At 31.5% G+C, this 20,676-nt stretch carries 20 protein-coding genes; 11 read left to right on the forward strand and 9 right to left on the reverse strand.

The features are described 5' to 3' along the window. The first annotated feature begins 17 nt into the window (after window positions 1-17). The 10 genes from Q0873_RS12330 to Q0873_RS12375 all read left to right on the forward strand — a co-directional run bounded on the left by Q0873_RS12330 (window position 18) and on the right by Q0873_RS12375 (window position 7,493). Window positions 18-548, forward strand: coding sequence for a hypothetical protein (locus tag Q0873_RS12330; RefSeq protein ID WP_299107654.1), 531 nt, complete (start codon window positions 18-20; stop codon window positions 546-548). A 151-nt stretch (window positions 549-699) separates the two neighbouring features. Beyond that, window positions 700-1,608 carry a DUF1963 domain-containing protein gene (locus Q0873_RS12335; protein WP_299107657.1) on the forward strand — a complete coding sequence of 303 codons (909 nt, stop codon included), beginning with the start codon at window positions 700-702 and terminating at the stop codon, window positions 1,606-1,608. Between the two features lie 134 nt (window positions 1,609-1,742). Further along, a complete protein-coding gene (locus Q0873_RS12340) occupies window positions 1,743-2,357 on the forward strand; it encodes a hypothetical protein (RefSeq protein ID WP_299107660.1) in 615 nt (204 codons plus the stop codon). Window positions 2,358-2,385: 28 nt separating this feature from the next. Then, on the forward strand, window positions 2,386-3,597 hold the full coding sequence (locus Q0873_RS12345; protein WP_299107663.1) for a hypothetical protein: 1,212 nt from the start codon (window positions 2,386-2,388) through the stop codon (window positions 3,595-3,597). Then, the gene (locus tag Q0873_RS12350; protein WP_299107666.1) at window positions 3,572-4,276 is read left to right on the forward strand and encodes a hypothetical protein; all 705 of its coding nucleotides are present in this window, start codon (window positions 3,572-3,574) and stop codon (window positions 4,274-4,276) included. Before Q0873_RS12345 ends, Q0873_RS12350 begins: the two co-directional genes overlap by 26 nt. After that, window positions 4,233-4,733, forward strand: a complete 501-nt coding sequence (locus tag Q0873_RS12355) for a hypothetical protein (RefSeq protein ID WP_299107669.1) — start codon at window positions 4,233-4,235, stop codon at window positions 4,731-4,733. Before Q0873_RS12350 ends, Q0873_RS12355 begins: the two co-directional genes overlap by 44 nt. Before the next feature lie 96 nt (window positions 4,734-4,829). Next, entirely contained in the window at window positions 4,830-5,681 is an 852-nt protein-coding gene (locus tag Q0873_RS12360; protein WP_299107672.1) for an AraC family transcriptional regulator, read from the forward strand. Between the two features lie 89 nt (window positions 5,682-5,770). Beyond that, complete coding sequence (locus Q0873_RS12365; RefSeq protein ID WP_299107674.1) at window positions 5,771-6,163, forward strand: hypothetical protein; 393 nt, start codon at window positions 5,771-5,773, stop codon at window positions 6,161-6,163. Further along, on the forward strand, window positions 6,160-6,645 hold the full coding sequence (locus Q0873_RS12370) for an anthrone oxygenase family protein (protein ID WP_299107676.1): 486 nt from the start codon (window positions 6,160-6,162) through the stop codon (window positions 6,643-6,645). The genes Q0873_RS12365 and Q0873_RS12370 overlap by 4 nt, the downstream gene beginning before the upstream one ends. Window positions 6,646-6,656: 11 nt before the next feature. Further along, window positions 6,657-7,493 (forward strand): NmrA family NAD(P)-binding protein, encoded by an 837-nt coding sequence (locus tag Q0873_RS12375; RefSeq protein ID WP_299107678.1) that lies wholly within the window; start codon window positions 6,657-6,659, stop codon window positions 7,491-7,493. Between the two features lie 74 nt (window positions 7,494-7,567). Here Q0873_RS12375 and Q0873_RS12380 read toward each other — a convergent pair whose 3' ends face one another. Then, a complete protein-coding gene (locus tag Q0873_RS12380; protein ID WP_299107681.1) occupies window positions 7,568-8,590 on the reverse strand; it encodes a tetratricopeptide repeat protein in 1,023 nt (340 codons plus the stop codon). Between the two features lie 18 nt (window positions 8,591-8,608). Further along, window positions 8,609-10,528, reverse strand: coding sequence for an ABC-F family ATP-binding cassette domain-containing protein (locus Q0873_RS12385; RefSeq protein WP_299107684.1), 1,920 nt, complete (start codon window positions 10,526-10,528; stop codon window positions 8,609-8,611). Between the two features lie 95 nt (window positions 10,529-10,623). On the opposite strand from Q0873_RS12385, the gene Q0873_RS12390 reads away from it, so the two are divergent. Beyond that, a complete protein-coding gene (locus tag Q0873_RS12390; protein ID WP_299107687.1) occupies window positions 10,624-11,019 on the forward strand; it encodes a DUF983 domain-containing protein in 396 nt (131 codons plus the stop codon). Here Q0873_RS12390 and Q0873_RS12395 read toward each other — a convergent pair. The 7 genes from Q0873_RS12395 to topA all read right to left on the reverse strand — a co-directional run bounded on the left by Q0873_RS12395 (window position 11,011) and on the right by topA (window position 20,466). Continuing rightward, window positions 11,011-12,066, reverse strand: coding sequence for an FAD-binding oxidoreductase (locus Q0873_RS12395; protein WP_299107690.1), 1,056 nt, complete (start codon window positions 12,064-12,066; stop codon window positions 11,011-11,013). The two genes, Q0873_RS12390 and Q0873_RS12395, sit on opposite strands and share 9 nt — an antisense overlap. A gap of 76 nt (window positions 12,067-12,142) precedes the next feature. Further along, the gene (gldN, locus tag Q0873_RS12400) at window positions 12,143-13,006 is read right to left on the reverse strand and encodes a gliding motility protein GldN (RefSeq protein WP_299107693.1); all 864 of its coding nucleotides are present in this window, start codon (window positions 13,004-13,006) and stop codon (window positions 12,143-12,145) included. Window positions 13,007-13,021: 15 nt separating this feature from the next. Beyond that, window positions 13,022-14,557 (reverse strand): gliding motility protein GldM, encoded by a 1,536-nt coding sequence (gene gldM / locus Q0873_RS12405; RefSeq protein WP_299107695.1) that lies wholly within the window; start codon window positions 14,555-14,557, stop codon window positions 13,022-13,024. Between the two features lie 45 nt (window positions 14,558-14,602). Beyond that, complete coding sequence (gene gldL, locus Q0873_RS12410; protein ID WP_299107698.1) at window positions 14,603-15,241, reverse strand: gliding motility protein GldL; 639 nt, start codon at window positions 15,239-15,241, stop codon at window positions 14,603-14,605. Window positions 15,242-15,296: 55 nt separating this feature from the next. Then, window positions 15,297-16,673, reverse strand: coding sequence for a gliding motility lipoprotein GldK (gene gldK, locus Q0873_RS12415; RefSeq protein ID WP_299107701.1), 1,377 nt, complete (start codon window positions 16,671-16,673; stop codon window positions 15,297-15,299). A gap of 98 nt (window positions 16,674-16,771) precedes the next feature. Continuing rightward, entirely contained in the window at window positions 16,772-17,926 is a 1,155-nt protein-coding gene (locus tag Q0873_RS12420; RefSeq protein ID WP_299107704.1) for a formimidoylglutamase, read from the reverse strand. A gap of 53 nt (window positions 17,927-17,979) precedes the next feature. Beyond that, window positions 17,980-20,466, reverse strand: coding sequence for a type I DNA topoisomerase (gene topA / locus Q0873_RS12425; protein WP_299107707.1), 2,487 nt, complete (start codon window positions 20,464-20,466; stop codon window positions 17,980-17,982). Between the last annotated feature and the right edge of the window lie 210 nt (window positions 20,467-20,676).

Here is a 20,676-nt window from a genome sequence, read left to right on the forward strand (position 1 = left end):
ACAAATTGCTTGGAATAATGGAAAACATTAAAGAACTAAAAAACTTCACAAAGGCTACTCTCGGACTTGGCTTACTATTACTAATCTATGGTTTTATAAGTCGAATAATTCCTGTCAATTTCTTTTGGGAATCGAAATCTGTTGGATGGGTATTAATACTGTTTGGACTCATCGGTGTATTACTAGATGGGATTAAAAAACGAAAGGCTTTAAATAAAAAGACTATTTGGAATAAAATTGGAATTGGATTTATTTGTTTTAGCCTATTAATTCAAACCATTTTAATCATTATCATCCCTAATACGGATGCGTTTAAAATATCGAAAGAGTTTATACTAAACGATAAAGAGTTAGCATCAGAAGTTGGAACTATTAAAGGCTTTGGTTTAATCCCAACAGGTGGAATTTCTGTTCAAACAAATTCGAATGGTAAAACAGGAAATGCCAATATTAACTTAATAATTAAAGGAGAAAAGGCTTACAAAAGTGTTACCGTTTTTGTTTTTAAAGATTACGAAAAAGATTGGGAAGTGTACGGTATAGAATAAAAGGTAATAATTTAAATAAAACTATATTTAATAATTATAAAGAAAGTGAAGCGTTCAATTTAATTCTACCTGAATAGAAAGATTGGGTAGTAAAATATAGTTTATTACAACTAAATTTCTCATTTGCCCCTCCACAAAAACATCAAATTTAATGGCTATTTTATCTTCATTATTTGACTTTAGTCAAAATAACTTAAAAAAAATCAAAAAACATATTATCAAATCTAATTATCCTATTGAAAAGTTAGATAAATTAGAAATAATTGATTTAATAGTACCTACAATCGGAATAAAAACTCAATCAAAAAATGATAGTGAAATTGGAATTGGAAAGTCTAAAATTGGTGGAAACCCAGATTTACCAAAAGATTTTGAATGGCCAAAATTTGAAAATGAATATTTAACTTTTTGTGCTCAATACAATTTAACCGAATTAAGTAAATACGATTTACAAAATAAACTTCCGAAAACTGGAATGATGTATGTTTTTGTATATATAGACAAAAATCATCCTGGATTTCTTAACAAAGAATCAAGTTATAAAATAATCTATTCTGAAAACACAGAAAACATAGAACGACTTGAATTCCCTAAAGGATACTTTTTAGATAGTAAGTTTAAAACTGCTCAAATTAAATATTTTAAATATTACACATTACCGGATGATGAAAATTACAAAATAAAAAAATACGACCTGAAATATAATGATTTTGATGGTTTTCATGAGAACATAGTTAATTTTATTGATAATTTGACAAATCAACAAGTCGATAATTTCCATCAAGTTCTTGGAGAAGACAGGTCTATTCAATCTAGTGTCGTTTTCGATTTTGCAGCTAAAAAATTGGATATTAAAACTATTGAAGATTACAAATCAAAAAAAACAGAAGCTCAAAAAATTTCAAAAAACTATAGCATATTATTACAACTCGATTGTAATGATGAAAATTCAGATTTAAGTAGGTTTGGTGGAAGTGCTGTTATCTATTTTGGCATTGAACATGAGAACTTAGAAAAGAGAAATATCGAAAATGTAATTATGGTTTTTCAAAGCACTTAAAAATAAAAAGTATTATCCCTTACAATTTACAAACTCAATTACTAATAGATAATAACTTAATAGAAAAAGAGTAAATTTAATCCCAAAACCAACCGTTAATTGAAACTGCTAGCTTTAATTTAAAACAAAATTTTATGTCAAAAAGAAAATCATTTTGGTCCAAGATTATCTTAGAGTCATTAATGATCATATTTAGTGTATTCATTGCTTTATTTATTAACGAATGGAAAAATGAAAAAAATGAGGCTAAAAGAACAAAACTGATTGTTCAGAATATCAAAAGTGAAATCCAAAATAATAGAGAAATACTACAAAATATTATTCAATATCATGAGGAGATAATGGATAGACTCAGTCTACCAAGTAATAGAGAAACTATTGAAGAAAAATTTTTAAAAAATGGATATTTTGCTATAAGAGAAATAGCTCCAAATGGAATTATTCAAGAACAATTTCAGAATATTGCTTGGACGGTTGCTAAAGAAGATAAAATTACCAACCGTATCCACTTAAATGAATCTCAAGTGCTGTTTGCGGTGTACGAGCAACAAAATGTTCTAAAGGGAACCATAAAAGACATTGTTAGTTTCTTAAGCTCACGTGAAGTACAGAGAAAAGAATTGGCACATGAAAATGTAATGGTCTTTAGAATATTGATGAACGAGTTGGTCGGACAAGAAAAGGTTTTAGAAACCATGTGCATAAACGCTTTAGAGATTATTAAGAAAAGAGAAAATAAAAGCGCATAGCTTTTAAAGCTATGACTATAGAAATTGAATGAAAAAAACAGGCTTTAAGAAAGAAAAAATATCAATTGAACTTATAGGAAAGCAAAGATTTTGGTTCGGTGTTATAGCTGGAGTTACTACATCTATTGCCATTTCTTTAATCTTTAACAGAATACGTGAAATTATAAGATTTCTAACTAGTGTATCTGAAGACTTATTAATCTTTGAACCTAATGAATTATCCTTTTTTAATTATTTTTTTGCTTCGCTATCTACCGTATTAGGGCTTTCAATTACTATATGGATTTGGATGGGAAGTCCATTACATAAAAGAAAAAAGCATAAATTATATAAACAGCAAATAAGAACCAATACACAACTATTTTTTTGGTTAGCTTTATTTCTTACTGCTCAATTGGGTTGCTTATTTTTATTTTTAATTCTCGGGGAAGTTTCAAATTATTTTGACCATCCAATAAACCTGTATAAAGACCACGCTCTATTATTTATTCTTATTCCAATAGTAATTTTTACACAAAATTGGTTCCTTGTAAGACGTATATATAAAACAGGAAAATGGATATTCATTTCATTAATTGTTTCAACTGTTATTGTTTTCACATTAACTAAAACTACAACGGTAGATCAAAACATAGTTAACCACAACTATTTCACAAAACATAAATTATTATTTAGTTATACCGAAAAAGCAATTTCTAAAGCTGAAATTGATTATGGTATTAAGTTCGACAATAAAGCCATAACAGCATTAAAAAGGAGAAAATCTTCTAGTTCTGTAGACCAAATCTGGAACATCAAACATGCTTTTTCTAGAGATCAAAAAGTATCAATAGATACTATTGTTATTCAAAAAATTCTTATTCATAACTTAAAAGCAAGAGGTGATTATAGATACCATGGTGAAGCACGAACTTTAACAAATTGGGATTACGCATTACCAAAGGATATTTTAAAACAAATTAATTATTTTAAAAGTACTTCAAATGAAACAAAAGAACTTTTTGAGGTTTTAAAAGAAGAAATTTTATTGGTAAATAAATCAAAAATTATACTTGATGATTCTAAAGACTTTAGCTATCATCCTAGTGATAAGGAAAAGAATGAGTTAAAAGCTAATATAATGCTTGTTGAACAACTAATTGAAGTTAGAGATATTTTAAAAAATCAAGAAAAATATGCAGATCTCAGTATATTATTACCTGAAATAAAAAACCATGAACAGAGCCAATCAAATGAATGAATACGAATTGGAGGAACTTAAATACCAACAAAAAATTATTTCAAGTTTATCTAATAAACTAGGAATACTTGATATAACAGCTGGTAAAAAAGTCATTCGTAATAATAAAAATTTCAGAACCAATGAAAAAGACATTGAATACTCTTGGCTTGTAAATATTACACATTCCCTTATTGAATCTTGTTGGATTTTCTCAATAAAATTTAAAGAAAGTAATTTTAGAGACATTAAAAATTCAGAAGAGTTAATTCAGGGAATTTTCACGGTAAATAAAGATGGAGCTATGAATGAATTTTATTTAGAAAGTAGGTCTGAAGATTTCCAAGATAGAGTAAAAAATTTTACAGAGTATGATATGTTCGAAGCCAATCCCGGATTTGCTTTAGATGGTGTTAGATATAAATATTTAATTTTCGCTCCGAATACTCAAATTAAGATCTCTTTGAATAACCCAAATTCTGAGAAGTGGAAACAATGGGAACACGAAATAAAGAATATGGGTCTCTATTTAATAGAAAAATCAAAACTAACTTACCTCAAAAGTATTTTTCCTTACATAGGAAAGAATTTAAAATTTCCCCACAAAACAGTAGCAACTTTTATCCTAAACATTAGTAAACACCTTAAATTATCAGATGAAAAAAATCTTAAAATCCATTTTGGCTATCTTTGGTATTAACAATAATGGAAATTCTATAGTAAAAGAAGAATTAAGTATTGGGCTAGAGAATAGTATAAACTTAACCTTTAAAAATTTTGAACAAAATAATCATACTTTCTTAATTGATATAGCTAAAGACAATGTTGTGGTTATCCAATTGGTTCATGGTTTGTTAATACCTTTGAGTTTAGGTAAATCTATTCATGATGTAGATAAATCTGAAAGAGAATTTAATTTTTCTATGAATCTAACATTTGATAACGAAGAAAAAGAATTAACAAAATTCAAAAACTTGAATTGTTTTGGAAAATTCGATTTTTATCAACTTCAAGATGGTATTTCTTGCTATTCTATTAATTTTGGAAGAGATCGTCAACAAATAAAAGAAGTTACATTAGACATTATACAGAATGTTTATGGATACCAACTGAATGATTCTTTTGAATTTCAAATTTATGATCAAGGTAGATTTTAAAAACGATCAACAATAAATTTGTACATCAAAAAATTGAAAACTATCTATTTGCTGTAGTTCAATTAAAAAAGTAAAGCCCACTAAGGTAAACGTACAATGAATCGAGAAATCATAGACATAAATGATTATACTATTTTATTAGAAGAGGCTTCTTCTGATAATAACTTGATTGATTCTTGTTTTTTTGATGAACCAGTAATCGCCATTGCTTTTTATGGAGTTGGTGACGTTGGTTTGAAAGTGAAATTTGATGGAAAAATGAAAGAATTCCATCATACCAAAGGCATGGTATTATCATTCTATGCGAATGATAAAGTAACCTTTGAACATCATGTTTCTAAACTAAAACCGCTTCAATGCTTGGTTATTGTTACAGCACTTAAAAACATTGATAAACTACCTGATGGAGAAGGTTTGTTTTTAGAAAAATTTTTACGTCCGTTAGTACACCCAAAAGATCATTATGTTGAAGGACCTGTGTTTAATATGAGTCCGGAGATGTTTCAATTAGTTGAACAATTCTTCAATAATACCTTCGAGGGTGAACTTAAAATGCTTTTCTATAAAAGTCATATCACGGCTTTACTATCTCATTATTTCGGACAATTAGCCCAACAACAAAACGTTAAACTCAATGCTTTAACGCTCGAAAAAATTAATCTAGCACACGAAATTTTAGTCGCCAATTTAGAAAACCCTCCCTCTTTAACAGAACTAGCTCATAAAATAGGAACAAACACCAACAAACTTAAAAAAGAGTTCAAAGCTCAATTTGGTGTTCCTGTTTTTAAATATTTACAAAACGAACGCTTAAAGAAAGCATATAATCTAATTAAGAACGATAAAAAAACAATTCAAGAAGCCGCTTGGGCTGTTGGCTATGATAGTTTAGGTTCTTTTTCTAACGCTTTTGAAAAAAAGTTTGGTTTTAGACCAAGCCAAGTCTAAAATTCTTTTCGAATAAATCATAATTCTTTTCGAATAAGTTACTGGTAAACAAGCACTATAGCTTTGCATCATAATTGAAAACCAACATTATGATTAGCAAAAGTTTATTTAGTATTATAAGCGCCATATTAGTTTGGAGTTTGGGTGTTTGCTCTTTCCTCTTATCATTTTATGCTCCTATACTAGACGACCCAGACTTACAAGCCAATATAGTATTGGCACTTGCCATAATACCAAGTGCTTGTTTAGGAACATATCTGTTTTATAAAAAACAGTATTTAAAACCATCTTTACTCGCTCTCATATTTGTACTTGTTATTACACTACTTGATGCTTGTATAACAGTTCCCGTATTCTTAATTCCAAATGGCAGTAGCCATTCAGATTTTTTTGGAGACCCTACATTCTATGTTATTGCAATAGAGCTTTATGTAATTGTGTGGTTCTTCGGAAACTACTTAACCAATAAACTAAAAGCATGAAAACACTAACACTTTTTATTACGGTATTATTAAATGCACTTGCTACAGGTTTTTTCTTTGTTTGGTCAGTTTCTGTCATTTTAGGCACAAAAAAAACAGGTGATTTAACCTATTTAGAAACCATGCAAAGTATTAATAAAGAAATTTTAAACCCTGCATTCTTTATAGTGTTTTTTGGAAGCCTAATTACACTGCTCATAACTACTTATATGCAGTTTAATTATAAGCCTATGTTTTGGTTCGTTCTAATTTCAGCTCTTACTTACTTAATAGGAACTTTTGGTATAACTGCCTTCGGAAATGTTCCTCTAAACAATGAATTGGAAGCACTAAATCTTGACAAATTAGACATTACTCAATTAAAAAACTTTAGAAACTATTATGAAAGTAAGTGGAATCTATATCACACACTAAGAACCATAGCTAGTATGACCTCATTCATATTATTGCTGGTTGCAATTTTTATAAAAAAACAATTTTAAACAATTAAATCATGAACAATAACATTTTAATTATCGGTGGAACAGGTAAAACTGGTCGCCGAGTAGTAGAACAATTAAGAAAAAAAGGAATTGAACCTAGAATTGGTTCTAGAAATGCATCCCCTAGCTTTGATTGGGATAACAAAGATACTTGGGTAGCTGCTTTAAATGGAATAGAAAAAATGTATGTTACCTATTATCCTGACTTAGCAGTTCCGGGAGCAAAAGAAGCCATAAAAAGTTTAACTTATTTAGCGAAAGAATTAGGTGTAAAAAAAATGGTTTTATTATCAGGAAAAGGTGAAACAGAAGCTGAAGCCTGCGAACAAATTGTGAAGGACTCAGGTATTAATTACACGATTGTTAGAGCCTCATGGTTTAACCAAAATTGGAGTGAAAGCTTCTTTTTAGACCCTATATTATCTGGAGAAGTAGCATTACCAATGTCTGATGTATTAATACCATTTGTTGATGCGAATGATATTGCTGAAGTCGCTGCTACAGTTTTACTCGACGATTCTTACAATAGTAAAACCATTGAAGTAACCGGTCCAGAGTTAATAACGTTTAAAAATATTATTGATATTATTTCAAAAACTAGTGGTAGAAATTTAAACTTTTACGACATTACATTAGAACAGTATATAGCTGGCATGAAGCAAATGCAATTGCCTAATGATGTTATTTGGCTAATTGAATATTTGTTTAGTCATGTTTTAACCAATCCTAAAAATCAATTGATTGTTAATGATGTTGAAAAAGTTCTTGAAAGAAAAGCAAAAACGTTTCTGGAATACGCACAAGAAACAACTAAAACTGGAGTTTGGACCCAAGTTAAAGTTAGTTAATGATTACCATAAAACTTTATCAATAAAAAACCTCCTAGTAAATACTAGGAGGTTTTATGTATCTTTTATAAAAGTTATTTGAGTTCTTTCTCTAACCAAGCTAAAAACGACTTCATTTTTTCTTCATTATCATCAATCCATCTTTTCGATTTCAAATCCATTTGAGTTACAAAATTACAATATGCTTCCATATGTTCACTCTTTGCAAGTTTATCATAAAATGTCACATAAAAATCCCACCAAAAACCTTCTTTCTTACTATCCTCTTTTAACTCTCCTAAAATCCCGAAAAAACTTTTGGTGTTTTCAACAAACATTTCTTCATCTGTCTTTCCTTTATTTTCTTCTAAATTTCTTGATGCCTCTAACATGGATAACATTAACTCCGCTGCACTAAAATCAGCATCACCTCCCATAGAACTTAAGTTGATTGTTATGTTTTTACCGTCCTCTTTTTTAACGCCCGCTTTTATATTCTTCTTAAGTATTGCATAAATTTCTTGAGCTCTTATAGATTCTGGTTCTATGAATAAGAAATAATAACTGGCTAATAATGCCTGTACTTTGTTTCCTTGAGCGTCATTTATCTTTGCCAAATAAAAATGGCTAGACGTGTGAAAAGGATTATTCTTTATTGCTCCTTGTAAATGAATTTCAGCATTCTTTAAATCATTTAATTTTAAATAATTTACTGCTAAGTTAAAATGAAGTAAATAATGACCTCCTAGTTTTTTAATAGCCTTTTCAAAAATTCTGATGGACTTTTTCGTTTTTCCCATCATATCTAAAGCAGAAGCTTTATTAACATATGCAGGTAATAACAATCGCTCATCTTTAGATTTACTTAAAACCTTTTCAGAATATTTAATCGCGTTCTTATAATCTTTAAGACTCATATAAGACAACGAGATTTCATAATTCGCTAAATGAGATTCTGGTTTTAACTCTAAAGCTTTCTTATAATACTTTATTGCATCTTGGTATCTTCCCTTATCATGATTCGAGATACCTACTTCAATAAGTTTATTAAAATCTTCTTGAGCATTTACATGCAGCACAGCGCAGCACATCAATAGTGCCAATAAAATTCTTTTCATAGTACAATTTTTATATAATTAGCTAAAGTTAGATATTTTTTCTTCAACCTGCTCCCATTCTTCCATTAAATCATCTATTTTGGCTTTTTTAACTTTGTAGTTTTCAAAGAAGTTGGGTTGTGCAGAAACTTCTGCGTAATTCTGTGCTAATTCTAAATCAATCTTTTCAATTTCTTCTTCTAAATTAGCTATTTCTTTTTCAATTTTGTTTATCCTATTCTTTAATTTTTTAAGCTCTTTTTCTTGCTCTTTAGATAGCTTATACGCTTCTTTTTTAGAAGTATCTTTCTCTGCTTTTACAACGGTACGCTTTTCTGCTTCGCGTAAACTTTCTATTTGATGTTGTTCTAAGAAATAATCAATATCTCCCAAGTACTCCTTAATCTCTCGATCTTTAAACCCGTAAACCGTAGTAGTTAATCCTTGTAAGAAATCACGGTCGTGAGAAACAATAATTAAAGTTCCATCAAAGTTTTGTAACGATTGCTTTAGTACATTTTTAGAAGCAATATCTAAGTGGTTGGTAGGCTCATCCATTATCAGCACATTAAATGGCGATAATAATAATTTACACAAGGCCAATCTATTTCGCTCACCTCCTGATAATACTTTTGCTTTTTTATCTACCGCTTCACCACTAAATAAGAAAGCTCCTAACATATCTCTTACTTTAATTCGGTTAGATTCATTGGCAGCATCTTCCATGATTTCTAACACCGTTTTTTCTGGTGGTAAATGTTCTGATTGATTCTGCGCAAAATACCCTACCTCTACATTATGTCCTAGTTTTAAATCTCCATCAAATGGAATCTCCCCTACCATCATTTTGGCTAAGGTAGATTTTCCTTGTCCGTTTTGACCAACAAAAGCAATCTTACTGTTACGTTCGATTAATAAATCAACATTTTTTAAAACTTCTTTTTCACCGTAATTCTTGCTTAGGTTTTCCGCCTCTACAATAATTTTCCCTGGTTCTTTTGAAATTTCAAAACGTACATTCATAACGGCATTATCATCCTGATCTACTTCAATACGCTCTACCTTTTCTAATTTCTTGATAAGCGATTGTGCCATTGCTGCCTTACTTGCTTTGGCTCTAAACTTTTCAATCAACTTCTCGGTATGTTCTATTTCTTTTTGCTGATTCTTTTGCGTTTGTAATTGCTTCTCTTTAATCTCAGCACGTAGTTTTAAAAACTCAGAGTACGGCTTTTTATAATCGTAAATCTGACCTAATGAAATCTCAATAGTTCGATTGGTTACATTATCTAAAAACATTTTATCATGCGATACCAGTACAATCGCACCTGCATAATTCTTTAAAAAGTTTTCCAACCAAATAATAGATTCAATATCTAAGTGGTTGGTAGGCTCATCGAGTAATAAAATATCGTTGTTCTGTAAAAGAAGTTTCGCTAACTCTATACGCATACGCCAACCTCCAGAAAAAGTATCGGTTAGTTTATCAAAATCTTCTCGTTGAAACCCTAAACCTTGTAATATTTTCTCTGTATCTCCTTGGTAGTTATAACCTCCTAAAAGCTCGTAGCGTTCTGTTTTTTCATTTAAATCAATAATTAACTGATTGTAGCTTTCACTTTCATAATCGGTTCTTTCAGCTAACTGTGCATTGATATCGTCCAATTCTCCCTCAATCTCTTTTATTTCAGTGAAGGCTTGATAGGCTTCTTCTAAAATAGTTCTTCCATGAACAAAGTCAATATCCTGACGTAAAAACCCAATATTAATTTCTTTATCTAATGCCAAAGATCCTGCACTGCTTTCAATATCTCCCGCCAATACTTTTAGCAAGGTTGATTTCCCCGCTCCATTTTTTCCAATCAATCCAATTCGATCACCTTTATTTAGTTTAAAAGTAATTCCTGAAAACAAATCGGTTCCCATAAATGAGACCGATAAATTATGTACATTTAACATTTAATATTCGTTTTTTGTAACCTCTGTTACTTTTTCTTGTTAGTTTTTTGCCGAATTTTGCACAAACTTACTAAAACGAAACTAATAATTACATCATGTTTGGAAAAGGCAATAAATTATACAGTATTTTAAACAATAAATGTCCACGTTGTCACGAAGGAGAGTTTTATAAATACAAGTTAAATGCAAATCCAAAAAAAATCACTCAACTCCATGAGAACTGTCCAAATTGTGGATTAAAGTACATGTTAGAAACTTCATTCTTTTTTGGAGCCATGTATGTAAATTACGCCTTAGCCGTTGCTTTATTTGTTGGAGTATTTATTATTTCTAAAGTATTTATTGGACTGAGTATTTTACAAAGCTTTATTAGTATTGTTGTAGTATCTTTATTATTAACGCCAGTTACCTTAAGATTATCTCGAATTATATGGATAAACTTATTTGTGAGTTATGATAAAGATGCCAAAAAGAAAGAAACTCTAAAATAAATCTTTAAATCGTTTAATATCGATTTCCTTATCTAACTCTTCCTTATTTTCAAGGTGATTAAACAAGTTTTTAGCAACCGTTGGAGCAATCATAACTCCTCGCGTTCCTAAACCGTTTAAAACGGCTAACTTACTGTTTTCTGGATGCAACCCTACTAAAGGCCTTCTGTCTTTCACTGTTGGACGAATACCAGCTTTTTGTTCTACAATTGTGTACAGTACATTAATTACTTTTTCTAGTTTCTCTACAAGCTCTTTTTTTCCTTCTTCTGTTGGAATTGAAGTTTTATCTGTCCAATTAAAAGTGGCTCCTACTTTATAGTAATCGTTTCCAATTGGCATTACAAAAACCGCCGATTTTAATAAGTAATCAATTTTTAATTCAGGAGCATGAATAGTCATTACTTCACCCTTAGTTCCATTTAAAGGTAAATAATTAAAAAACGGATTTTGCTTTAGTCCAAATCCTTCACAAAACACGACATGTTCTGCTTCAATTTCTTTATAATTTATATTCTCATTAGAAGTTAATAGAGCATCATACTCAAATTCTTTCGTTATCAAAGCATTTAAGCTTTCTAAATATTTTTTATAAGAGTCTACCAACAACGGTGTATTAATTCTTCCTGTCCCATTAAGTTCTCCATAACCAAAATCACAAATAACACCTGGTATTTGTTCTTTTACTACTGTAGGATTCATATAATGCGAAAGCATAGGTTTGTCTGAAGCTATAAACCAATTATTCTCATCTCCTACCGATGAAAATATTTTTCTAGTTTTAAAAGGAGTATCTAGAACTACGGCTAACTTTTCTTCTATATTTTTATAAAAAGGAATTGCTATTTGCAGCTGTTCATGTCCGTTCCAAACCGGTGTAAATCTTTTTAAAATAACAGGATTATAAGTTCCTCCTGCAACAATAGACGATACTTGAGAACTATTCTCATACACAACAAAAGACTTATTTGCCTTTATCAATTCTTCTACAAAAGCTATTCCTGCAAGGCCTAAACCAACGACTATATAATCTACCTTTTTATTCATACTTCAAAGGTAGGTATTATTACAAAAAAAAGCGTTTGCAAATGCAAACGCTTTTTTAATTTTATAGCTATTGGAATTAGTAATTCCACATATCCATTTCTCTATCTCTAATTCCTTCTTTAATTCGATTCGCTTCTAAAAGTTGGAATAATGAATTACCTCTTACGTAATCTTTAATAGATCTATCTCCATATAAGTTCTCTTCTTTCTGAACAATAGAATTAAATCTACGTGCATTTAAAAGGTTGTCATACGATAACGGTTGTGCAGAGTTTTGCGGATTAAATACTTTCGATTTATGCAATGTCTCTCTTGCATCTGGATAGAATACCCAGAATAGTGGATATACATTGTCTGCATCGTCTATTTCTTCAACTCCTAAAACCTGAACATCTGGACCCATTGGTGCGATTGCCAACATACGATATTTAAGTTCTCCTTGACGCTTATCAAAATACCAAATTCCTTTAATTAAGTATCCTTTGATATAGTCTGATTTAATTTGGTATACATCAACATTACCATATCCGTCATCACGAGAATTTTCAATCTTAGTTGTAATTTCAGTCATTCCTATTTTAGTTGTAAAATAAGAGTCTTCATATACCTCCTTGATCTGTCCCGTTCTAATTCCTTTTAATAAGGTATCGTATAAAGAACGTCTTCCATTAGAAATACTAACCGTATCAATTGGATAATAATATGGTAGGTTGATTTTTTGGTTTAAATCTACATACTCCCAAACTACCTTAGACCATAGTACATCTCTATCACTTATGTAACCATAAGGAAGAGGTTTGTCTGCCTCTGCATCAATTTGAGCTTGTGGCTTAATACCTATCTCTTCTACCTTCTTAGCATTTAAAAGGTTGGCTTGTGCACTCACTAAACTTGTGCTAGCAAGGGCTATAATAACCACATAAAAACGCTTCCAATTCATACTTCTATATTTTTATTAATTTGAAACTTCTATACTTACAGGTAAAACTTTCTTGATCTTATAGTTTGAACCTGAAACAGATGCCTGGATGTCATAAATTGTAATAACATCATTTCTTCTAGCCTTATTAATTGCTTGTTTAGCTCTGGCATTTAATCTAGTTCCACTTACAGGAACAGCTAATTGACCAGGAACTTTAATTTTAAAGCTAGACACATTTAAATTTAAATCGAATAAGAAATCTGGTAATCCAGCTGCTACAGTTACTTTTCCTACACTTGACTTAGGCATTTTAACTGTACCGTATTGATTTCTTACCATTCCTACCGCTGGTGGAATATCTTTAATTCTAAATTTCTTAACAGAACGAACACCTTTATCCGCTCCAGTTGGAGTTCCTGTAACAACGATGTTTACTTCATTTCCATTTCCAGGTCTCATAACATAGCTATCTCCTTTTACTCTACGTAAACCAGGTGCTTTTGCTGAAACTTTGTTTCCTGGTACTCCAGGAATAGAAATTGTTAATGGGTTTGATAAACCACGGTAAACAACATTCATTTTATCTGCAGAAACTAATGCCTCATTAGGTCTTGGAATTACAGAATATCCTCCTTTAATTGCTATAGACACCGTAGAATCACCTTCCTTGAATAAGAATTCTCCGTCTAATTCTTTGTCTCCTACATTCCCAACAGGATCATCTAAAATAACCTGACCAGCTTGAATTTTCTCTGCATCAATTTCTTGACCGTTAATAATTACTTTCTCAGCTGTTAAGTTAGGATCTTTTTTACCTAAGATAACTTTACCCGATAATTTTTCACCAGGATAATACGCTCCTTTATCAAAAACTACCATTGCTTCATACTTCGTCATAGAAACTGCGCTCTCTAACTCTCCTTGTAATAAAGCTGATAATGCATCTGATTCCGTAGCCTTAACGTCTGCTTGAATCTGAGTTAACTTCGTTAAAGATGCTACTAAAGGAAATCCTTCGTAGTTATACTTTAACCAATCTACTTTCTTACCATCTTTGTTGGTAACCTTATCTGTATTAAAACGAGTTAAAACTACATCAGCAACCTCAGTTCCTTCTAAAGCAGTTGCAGCCTCATTTCTAAATCCTTCAATTTTAGAAACAAACTCTTTACCAGCTTCTGTAATTTTTCCTCCTTTAAAGAATAATTCATCTAAAAACTTAGACTTATCCATTGTTTCATATGCTTTAGGATCGTCTAAGTCTCCTGTCATTTGAGATTTTAAATCTCCTAAATATGCATATAAATCGTTTGCAGCTCCTTTTAACTTGTCAGTCTTTTCTTTAGCTTCACCATATTGTTTTGCTTGTTCAACTGCCTTTTGAGCTAAAGTTGCATATGCTGCCTCATTTTTCTCTGATGCTTTAATATTTGCTTCAGATAATTTTTCGTTCATTAAACCAAAAGCAGATAATACTTCCTTACTCATGTTCATTGCTAACATTGCAATGAATACAAGGTACATAAGGTTAATCATCTTCTGCCTTGGTGATAGTTTTCCTCCTGCCATACTAGTGTTAGTTTATTTTGTTAATAATTAAATTAGATAAACTAATTACTTAGTAGACATTGCAGATAACATACCTCCATATACTCCGTTTAAAGAAGATAAGTTTGTAGCTAATGATTGCATTTGCTCTTGTAAACGTTGAGAGTTCTCAACCATTGCAGAATTTAAATCTGCTTGCTTACTTGCGTTTTCTACTTGTGTTTGGTATAAACTGTTTAATGATTCCATTTGAGCAGCTGCTCTAGACATTTGCTCGTTATAGCTATTCGTAGCTGAAATTGATTGAGAAGCAGATGCTAATGGCTCTACCGCTCCTTGGAAATCCTTAATACTATCTCCTAAACGAGAAACTAATTGAGTATCAAACTTAGCTTCTTTTAAGATATTATCTAACTTTTGAGATAATAATGACTGAGCATCAGCTGGAGTAGCTTCTTTTCCTTTCTTACCAGTTGATTGTCCATCTGCTAATTCAGGATATACTTTTGTCCAATCTAAATCGTCTTCAATTGCTTCAAAAGCAGATAATGCGAAAACGATTGCCTCTGTAATCATACCTAAAATTAACATCTCGTTACCAAAAGGCCAGTGTAAAATTTTGAATAATGCTCCTAAAATTACTACTGCGGCTCCTAAACCGTAAGCCATGTTAAATAATCTCTTAGTTGATTTTGATTGTGCCATAATTTTTGTTGTTTTTTAAGGGAATTTTTAATTAATATTTATTCTTGAATCTTGATTATTTGTTTTTGTTAACTCCTAAGTAATCTTGAACTGTTCTGAAACCAATGTAACTTCTAGCAGTATCGGCATATTCCCAATCACGAGAACTTACTTCTAAGAAATACGCTACATCTTTCCAAGATCCTCCACGGATAATTTTTCTACCGTTTTCTTTATTCTCTACGTTCGGGTTCATTGTAGACCCCATGTAGTAAGACATTTGATTGTATGCAGTGTTTGTCCATTCTGCTACATTTCCTGCCATATTGAATAATCCATATTCGTTAGGATTATATGAAGTTGCTTCTACAGTATATAAAGCTCCATCAGCTGCATAATCTCCACGTACTGGTTTAAAGTTTGCTAAGAAACATCCTCTATCACTTGTTGTACTTGGACCTCCCCAAGGATACTTTGCATAATTCAATCCTCCACGAGCAGCATATTCCCACTCAGCTTCGGTTGGTAATCTAAACGCTGGAACTAATCCTAAATTTTTCTTAGATCTTTGGAATGCATTTTTATTTTGAGTTCTCCAGTGACAGAAAGCTTTTGCTTGGTGCCAGTTAACTCCAACTACTGGATAAGCTTCATAAGCCTTGTGTGCAAAATACTCTTGGTGCATTGGATCATTATAAGAATAGTTGAAATCTTTAATCCATACAGTTGTATCTGGGTAAATGTTAATTACCTCGTTTTGCATAAAATCTTTCCTGTTCTTTCCTGTTCTTGCAGCAGCTTCATTATCGAACCAGAAATATCTATAGTTTAATAATTTAGTATTGAAAGTACGAATACCATTTAAAGCTTCATCTTTAGGAATAAATAAAGAGTCCATTACCTCTACATAATCAGCATCGGGATATTCTTGTTGGTTCCAAACCAAATCTTCTTCCCAATTTAATGGCTTTAAAGAATCAATTCCTTCTCCTAATTCGTAATAGTTCTCACGCATATACTTATCATATGCAGATTCATTTGTAGTATCTTTAGAAGCAAATGCATATAATTGAATTCCTTCAGCTCTATCTCCTCCAGTAGCTTCATCTCCTCCACCTTCAGAAAATTCTGCTTGGTATGCTAAACGTGTTCTAGTAATAGAGTCTCTTACATACACTACAAATTGCTTATACTCTGTGTTTGTGATTTCAGACTCATCCATATAAAATGGTTGAACTGTTACTGTTTTAGTTGGTGCATTCATTGCTCCTAATGGATCTTCGTCTTGCTTACCCATAGTAAAAGAACCTCCCGGTATTTTTACCATACCATATGGTTTTTCAGCAAACCATTTCCTCTTGGACTTAGACCCCACCAATTCTCCTCTATCACCACTTGATCCACAAGCGTACACAACTGATACTAATAATGCAAATGCTGCTAATTTCTTCATACTATATTCTTTCATGTAAAGAGGCGTAAACCTATTATTTTTTTTATTAAAAAACAATTACCTATTATACTTTTTTGAAAACACTTTATTACAACTTGTTACATTTTTTGTAAAGCCTTATACCATCGTTTAGGTATTTTTTGTTGCAAAGCGTATTCATAATCTTGATAACTACAAGGTATTAACGCATGTCTTTTATGTTTATTATTCGATATTAAATTTATTTCCATCCACCAACGTCCACTTTTATCACTTTTATAAAAGTTAATTGGTTCATCGTCTTCTAAAACGACTGTAAACTTTTGATATGTTTCTTTTGTTGAATATGGATAATCCTTTGCTCTAAAGTTTACCCCTTCTACAAAATACCATATTATTTGCGATACAAGTTGTGCTGTTTGATTGTTTAAATCAAACTTACTATTGTATTCATATATACCAAACGAGCTCACCTTATCACTTATACCAGCATATCTTGCAATGGCACAAATTTCTTCTCCATAAAATCCATTTGGTGACGCGTTTTTATTTCCTGGTGCTTCACTCTGACGAATACAGCCCAAATCTACACTCACAATATCAGCATCTCTTAAGATTGGTTCTACTAAGGTTATATCCTTTACTTCTCCCAAACGATAAGCATCAAAATACAAATTTTCTAACAATTGTATTTCCTCTTGTGAGTTAAAATATGTTTGATATCCTAAATTACTATAGTTAAATAAGTTCGTAGGTTGCTCCATAATCACTTTACTTAAAAATGATTTTGAAGTTAATTCATCATCTAATCCACCTAAATCAAATCGGCTATCAACAGCAACTAAATTTACTGTTTGCTCTAAAGCATCATATGCTCTATAGTTTGCATAAGTAATATCCTGACCACCACCTATTATTATAGGTATAATGTTTAATTTTAAAAGTGATGTGATTATAGACGAAACGGCAAAATAAGTATCAGCAACAGTATTCCCCATTGCTACATTTCCTAAATCGGCAATTTTAACCTGCCATTTCCCTGGATATAAACTATAAAAGCTTTTTCTTATTTCTTGAAGTTCTTGTCCGCATCCAAAATTATCAACTGCTCCTCTTCCGTCCTTTACCCCTATAATAGCAATAGAAACATCAGACAAATCTGGAAAGTGTTCTTCTGTGTGAATACTTATCAGATTGCCCAAAGTATTTTGGGGTTGCTGTTGACAATATGCAACCACCGAATTTTCAATTGAAGTTAAAAAATCGATGTTCATTCTAGGGGAAAATTAGAAGTGCAATATACTAACTATTTTAACTCTTTGCTAAATTACTTCTTTTTTGTTGATTTCTTTTTTGTTGTTTTTTTCTTAGGTGTCTTTGCTTCAATAAGTTTTACCGCTTCTTCTTGGGTCATTTTTTCAATTTCTGTTGTTTTAGGAAGTTCTACTTTTATCTTTCCTTTAATTACATTAAATCGACCCCAACGCGCCTTTTCTACTCGAATTCCTACCTCTTCAAAGTTATGAATTAGCTTTTCGCGTTCCTTTCTTTTCTTATCTTCAATAAGCTCTTCTAAATCTGCTTGAGATAAGTTATCAAAATCGTATTTTTTATTAACATTAATAAAAATCGAATTCCATTTTATAAATGGCCCAAAACGACCAACTCCTTTTTGAATCGGCATTCCTTCATATTCACCAATTGGTGCATCCGCTTTTCTCTTCGCTTCAATTAATTCAATAGCTCTATCCATATCTACAGACATTGGATTCTCTCCTTTATCTAAAGAAACATATTTACCATCAAACTTAATATATGGTCCAAAACGTCCATTAGCAACCACTACTTCTTTTTCTTCATAGTCACCTAATGTTTTAGGTAACTTGAATAAATCCATAGCTTCTTCATATGTAATTGAGCTCATAGTTTGGTCTCCTTGTAAGCTCGCAAATTTCGGCTTCTCTTCATCGGTAGCCTCTCCAATTTGAACCATTGCTCCAAAACGACCTAAACGTACATATACATTTTTTCCACTTTCTGGATCCACACCCAACAATCGTTGTCCACTTGCTCTATCCGCATTCGCTGCTACATCCTCTACATTAACATGAAATTCTTTGTAGAATTCTTTAATCATTGCAGTCCAATCTTCTTTTCCTTCTGCAATTTCATCAAATTCATTTTCTACTTTAGCTGTAAATCCATAATCTAAAATAGAATCAAAATTCGCTACCAAGAAATCATTTACAATATTTCCTATATCGGTAGGAACCAACTTTCCTTTATCAGATCCTACTCTTTCAATAAGCTCTTTTTCAGAAAGTTTATTCTCAGCTAATTTTAACTGAGCATATTTTCTTTCTTGACCTTCTACTGTTCCTTTCTCAATATATTGTCTTCTTTGAATCGTAGAAATGGTAGGTGCATATGTAGATGGACGTCCGATTCCTAATTCTTCCAAACGCTTTACTAAAGATGCTTCCGTAAACCTTGCTGGTGGACGTGTATAACGCTCCGTTGCCGTTATGAATTCATTTTCTAAGCTTTCACCTACTTTCATCTTAGGTAACATTCCTGCTTGTTCTTCTTCTTCATGGTCAGTTCCTTCCAAGTATACTTTTAAGAATCCTTCAAAAGTAATCACCTCTCCATTTGCATTGAACTGCTTGTCATTTTTGTTGTTATCAATCTTTACTGCCGTTCTTTCTAATTGAGCATCACTCATCTGAGAAGCAATGGTACGTTTCCATATTAAGCTGTATAAACGGTCTTGATCGTAATCTACTGAGACTTCATGACGCGTCATATTAGTAGGACGAATTGCCTCGTGCGCCTCTTGTGCTCCTTTTGATTTTGTAGAGAAATTACGCGGTTTACTATACTCCGCTCCATAAGAATCTGTAATTTCTTCTTGTGCAGCATTACGAGCATCATCAGATAAGTTTACACTATCTGTTCTCATATACGTAATTAACCCGGCTTCATATAAACGTTGCGCCATCATCATCGTTTTTGCTACCGGAAAACCTAATTTCCTAGAAGCTTCCTGTTGTAATGTTGATGTCGTAAATGGAGGTGCTGGAGATTTTTTTGCTGGCTTTTTCTGTAAATCTGCTACTGAGAAATTAGCAGCTATACATGAGTTTAAAAACGCTTGTGCTTCCTCCTTTGTGTCAAAGTTCTTCCCTAATTTAGCTTTAAACTTCTTTCCTTCTCCATTAATAAACTCTGCATCTACTCTATAAGAAGCCACTGGAGTAAACCCTTCAATTGAACGCTCACGTTCAACAATTAAACGTACTGCAACCGATTGTACTCTACCTGCTGATAATCCTCCTTTTACCTTTCTCCATAAAACAGGAGAAAGCTCATATCCTACTAGTCTATCTAATATTCTACGAGCCTGTTGTGCATTTACCAAGTTATAATTAATATCTCTTGGGTTATCAACAGCTCTTAAAATGGCTTTTTTAGTAATCTCATGAAAAACAATACGTTTGGTTTTACTCTCATCTAATTTTAATTGCTCAGCTAAGTGCCATGCAATTGCTTCTCCCTCACGATCCTCATCGGAAGCTAACCAAACTGTTTCTGCTTTCTTTGCTAAATCTTTTAACTTTTTAACTACCGCCTTTTTATCAGTAGATACTATATATTTAGGTTTAAAGTCTCCCTCTACATTTACTCCTAATTCTTTAGATGGTAAATCTGCAATATGTCCAAAACTTGATTCTACTTGAAAATCCTTTCCTAAAAATTTCTCAATGGTTTTTGCTTTTGCAGGTGACTCTACTATTACTAAATTTTTTGCCATACTTCTAATTCTCTATTCTCTTTTTACACCATAATATATATAGTGGTTTTCAATTTGCAAAAGTAGAGAGTTTTTTTTTAATCAAAATGATTCTTTTAAATTTTACAATTAATTAAAGTTAAACACCCATATATTTTCAATGACAATTTGTCATAAATTACACTTTTTGGTTGTATCTTTGCACACTATTTTATCACGATTTTAAGGTTT

Origin of the sequence: uncultured Tenacibaculum sp. (assembly GCF_947498805.1) — a bacterium.
Classification (GTDB): domain Bacteria; phylum Bacteroidota; class Bacteroidia; order Flavobacteriales; family Flavobacteriaceae; genus Polaribacter.

Excerpts from the sequence above, each read along its gene's own strand:
- Q0873_RS12330 (WP_299107654.1), top strand. The coding sequence starts at position 18 with ATGGAAAACATTAAAGAACTAAAAAACTTCACAAAGGCTACTCTCGGA.
- Q0873_RS12335 (WP_299107657.1), top strand. The coding sequence starts at position 700 with ATGGCTATTTTATCTTCATTATTTGACTTTAGTCAAAATAACTTAAAA.
- Q0873_RS12340 (WP_299107660.1), top strand. The coding sequence starts at position 1,743 with ATGTCAAAAAGAAAATCATTTTGGTCCAAGATTATCTTAGAGTCATTA.
- Q0873_RS12345 (WP_299107663.1), top strand. The coding sequence starts at position 2,386 with ATGAAAAAAACAGGCTTTAAGAAAGAAAAAATATCAATTGAACTTATA.
- Q0873_RS12350 (WP_299107666.1), top strand. The coding sequence starts at position 3,572 with ATGAACAGAGCCAATCAAATGAATGAATACGAATTGGAGGAACTTAAA.
- Q0873_RS12355 (WP_299107669.1), top strand. The coding sequence starts at position 4,233 with ATGAAAAAAATCTTAAAATCCATTTTGGCTATCTTTGGTATTAACAAT.
- Q0873_RS12360 (WP_299107672.1), top strand. The coding sequence starts at position 4,830 with ATGAATCGAGAAATCATAGACATAAATGATTATACTATTTTATTAGAA.
- Q0873_RS12365 (WP_299107674.1), top strand. The coding sequence starts at position 5,771 with ATGATTAGCAAAAGTTTATTTAGTATTATAAGCGCCATATTAGTTTGG.
- Q0873_RS12370 (WP_299107676.1), top strand. The coding sequence starts at position 6,160 with ATGAAAACACTAACACTTTTTATTACGGTATTATTAAATGCACTTGCT.
- Q0873_RS12375 (WP_299107678.1), top strand. The coding sequence starts at position 6,657 with ATGAACAATAACATTTTAATTATCGGTGGAACAGGTAAAACTGGTCGC.
- Q0873_RS12380 (WP_299107681.1), bottom strand. The coding sequence starts at position 8,590 with ATGAAAAGAATTTTATTGGCACTATTGATGTGCTGCGCTGTGCTGCAT.
- Q0873_RS12385 (WP_299107684.1), bottom strand. The coding sequence starts at position 10,528 with ATGTTAAATGTACATAATTTATCGGTCTCATTTATGGGAACCGATTTG.
- Q0873_RS12390 (WP_299107687.1), top strand. The coding sequence starts at position 10,624 with ATGTTTGGAAAAGGCAATAAATTATACAGTATTTTAAACAATAAATGT.
- Q0873_RS12395 (WP_299107690.1), bottom strand. The coding sequence starts at position 12,066 with ATGAATAAAAAGGTAGATTATATAGTCGTTGGTTTAGGCCTTGCAGGA.
- gldN (WP_299107693.1), bottom strand. The coding sequence starts at position 13,006 with ATGAATTGGAAGCGTTTTTATGTGGTTATTATAGCCCTTGCTAGCACA.
- gldM (WP_299107695.1), bottom strand. The coding sequence starts at position 14,557 with ATGGCAGGAGGAAAACTATCACCAAGGCAGAAGATGATTAACCTTATG.
- gldL (WP_299107698.1), bottom strand. The coding sequence starts at position 15,241 with ATGGCACAATCAAAATCAACTAAGAGATTATTTAACATGGCTTACGGT.
- gldK (WP_299107701.1), bottom strand. The coding sequence starts at position 16,673 with ATGAAGAAATTAGCAGCATTTGCATTATTAGTATCAGTTGTGTACGCT.
- Q0873_RS12420 (WP_299107704.1), bottom strand. The coding sequence starts at position 17,926 with ATGAACATCGATTTTTTAACTTCAATTGAAAATTCGGTGGTTGCATAT.
- topA (WP_299107707.1), bottom strand. The coding sequence starts at position 20,466 with ATGGCAAAAAATTTAGTAATAGTAGAGTCACCTGCAAAAGCAAAAACC.